Annotated in this window: 2 protein-coding genes; both read left to right on the forward strand. The window is 63.6% G+C overall.

Annotated elements, in window-relative coordinates; genetic code table 11:
• Positions 1 to 262: 262 nt before the first annotated feature.
• Positions 263 to 1,306, forward strand: coding sequence for a substrate-binding domain-containing protein (locus NKI20_RS33430; protein WP_352838237.1), 1,044 nt, complete (start codon positions 263 to 265; stop codon positions 1,304 to 1,306).
• A 39-nt stretch (positions 1,307 to 1,345) separates the two neighbouring features.
• A complete protein-coding gene (locus NKI20_RS33435; protein WP_352838239.1) occupies positions 1,346 to 2,614 on the forward strand; it encodes an ABC transporter substrate-binding protein in 1,269 nt (422 codons plus the stop codon).
• Positions 2,615 to 2,737 lie beyond the last annotated feature (123 nt).

Here is a 2,737-nt window from a genome sequence, read left to right on the forward strand (position 1 = left end):
AGGATCCTCTCGGTCTCCTTCCCACCTCAACCATAGCATGGCAACAACACACAGGATCCTGGGGTCTGCGCCGCGTCGCTTCGCTTCTAGCTCCGCCCCAGGATGACGATTGACGGGTGTTCCCGCAATCGCCAGGGCACGCCCAAACTCCACTGCACCGATGGTTGAATCGCTTGTCAGTCCGCTTTGGATAGAAATTTAAAACGTTTGCATTTTTGCGAAAGGCAATTACAAACGTTTCAAACTTGTTCGAGGGAGAAGGATGACGACCCGCGTCATCACGCTCAAGGAGCTTGCCGCAGGCCTCGACCTGTCGATCACGACGGTGTCGCGGGCGCTTGCCGGCCATGAACAGATCGCGCTGAAGACGCGCGAACGTGTCGCGCACGCGGCGCGTCAGGCGGGGTACGTGCCCAACACCGCAGCGCGCACGCTTGTCTCCGGCCGCAGTGGCTTCGTCGGCCTCGTGTTGCCGATCCGCGGACCGAACCTTGTCGATTCCTTCCTTGGCGAATTCGTCACCGGGCTCGGCGAAGGGCTGGTATCGCATGGCGCCGACCTGATCCTGGCCACCGCCGCCTTCGGTCATTCGGAACTGTCGGTGCTGCGCCACGTCGTCGAGTCCGGACGCGCCGATGGCGTCGTCGTGACGCGTATCGCCGCGGTTGACGAGCGGCTCGCCTATCTGCGCGACCGCGGCTTTCCTTTCGTTGCCCATGGCCGGTTGCTCGACAGCGATTTCGGCTACAACTGGCTCGATACCGACGGCGCCCATGCCTTCGGCGAAGCCTTCGACATGCTCTACGATCTCGGCCACCGCCATTTCGGCCTGGTGACGATTTCCGAGCCGATGACGTTCCGGCATCTCAGACAAGACGGCTTTGCCGCGGCCATGGCCCGTCGGGGCGATCCGTCGGTGCGGTTCGACGTGGTGACGGCGCCGCGCTTCGATCACGGAGCCCGCGTCCAGGCCGTCAACCGCATGCTGCAGCGGCCTGACAGGCCGACGGCCATTGTCGCTCTGTTCGACGAACTGGCTTTGACCGTGATGGAGGAGGCCGCCCGCGCAGGCCTCAGCGTGCCGCGCGACCTCTCCGTCATCGGTTTTGACAACATCGCTGCTTCGGCCTACGCGCCGCCGGGCCTGACCACATTCGATGCCTCGATCCGTCAATGCGCGCGCGAGATCGCCGACATGTTGCTCACCATCATCGCCGACAAGCCCACCGCACCGTTGACGCGGCTGATCCGGCCGACGCTGGTTGCGCGCGCAAGCCATGGACCCGCACCGCAGATGAGAAGCTGACGCCGCCGTGACGGCGCATATCCAGGGAGGAAGACCGTGATGAAAGCATTGAAGACACTGCTCGGCGCCGCGCTGGCGTTATCGATCGCCTCAGGCGGCGCGCGGGCCCAGCAGGTGCTGTTCTGGTCGACGCAGGCGCGCCCCGTCGAGGAAACCCAAAAGATGCGCGACGAGGTGCTGAAGGGTTTTGACGGTGCGGTCGACTATCAGGTCGCCGAGACCGGCCCCTGGCTCACCCGCTTGCAGGCCGAACTGCAGGCCGGCACCGGCACCATCGGCGTGCTCGGCGGCCTGCATGGTGATTTCTCCAATGTCGGCGCGAACTTTGTCGATCTGTCCGGCGTCGATGTCGGCGGCGTCAAGGTCAACGAAGCTTACAAGAAGCTTGGCATGCTCGGCACCGGCGAGCAGAAATACCTGCCATGGATGCAGGCCACCTATTTGATGGCGGCCAACAAGCAGGCCTTGCAATATCTGCCGCAAGGCGTCGATCTCAACACCATCACCTATGACCAGCTGATCGAATGGTCGAAGAACATCGCCGAGAAAACCGGCTCGCCGAAATTCGGCTTTCCCGCCGGTCCAAAAGGGCTCAAGCACCGCTTCTTTGAGGGGTTCCTCTACCCGTCCTACACCGGCTCGATGGTGACCAAGTTCCGTTCACCGGAAGCCGAGATCGCCTGGAACAAGTTCAAGGAACTCTGGCAGTACACCAACCCGAATTCGACCAACTATGCCTTCATGCAGGAGCCGCTTTTGACCGGCGATGTCTGGGTGGCGTTCGACCATGTCGCGCGGCTTGCCGACGCCTTCAACAAGAAGCCGGATGAGTTCGTTGCCTTTCCGGCGCCGGCCGGCCCCGCCGGTCGCGGTTTCATGCCTGTCGTGGCCGGTGTCGCCATCCCGAAGACCTCGCCCGACATCGACAAGGCCAAGGCGCTGGTCGCCTACATGCTGAAGCCGGAAACCCAGATCGCGACGCTGAAAGCCACCAATTTCTTCCCGGTCGTCGACGTCAAGCTGCCTGACGACATGCCGGCTTCGGTCAAGGCCTTCGGTCCGGCGATCACCACCATGACCGGAGCTCACGATGCCCTGCCGGCACTGCTGCCGATGGGGCTCGGCGATCTCGATGGCAAGTTCAACCAGGTCTACACCGACAGCTTCGAGCGCATCGTGCTCGGCGGCGAGGACGTGCATGGCGTGCTTGGCGAAGAGGCCACGGTGCTCAAGGGCCTGATCGACCAGGCCAAGGCGCCGTGCTGGGCACCTGACAAGCCATCCACCGGCGCTTGCCCCGTCGACTAAATCCTCCCGAGGGGGGGGCCCGGCGGGTTTTTGGGTACACGGGGCCCCCCCCCCCCCCCCAACCCCCCCAACAACAAACACCCCCCCACCACCCCCCACCCGCAGCACGAAAAGAGTAGGGTT

Origin of the sequence: Mesorhizobium sp. M0830, assembly GCF_040319965.1 — a bacterium.
Lineage (GTDB): Bacteria > Pseudomonadota > Alphaproteobacteria > Rhizobiales > Rhizobiaceae > Mesorhizobium.

Coding starts and splice junctions, on each gene's coding strand:
- NKI20_RS33430 (WP_352838237.1), top strand. CDS start 263: ATGACGACCCGCGTCATCACGCTCAAGGAGCTTGCCGCAGGCCTCGAC.
- NKI20_RS33435 (WP_352838239.1), top strand. CDS start 1,346: ATGAAAGCATTGAAGACACTGCTCGGCGCCGCGCTGGCGTTATCGATC.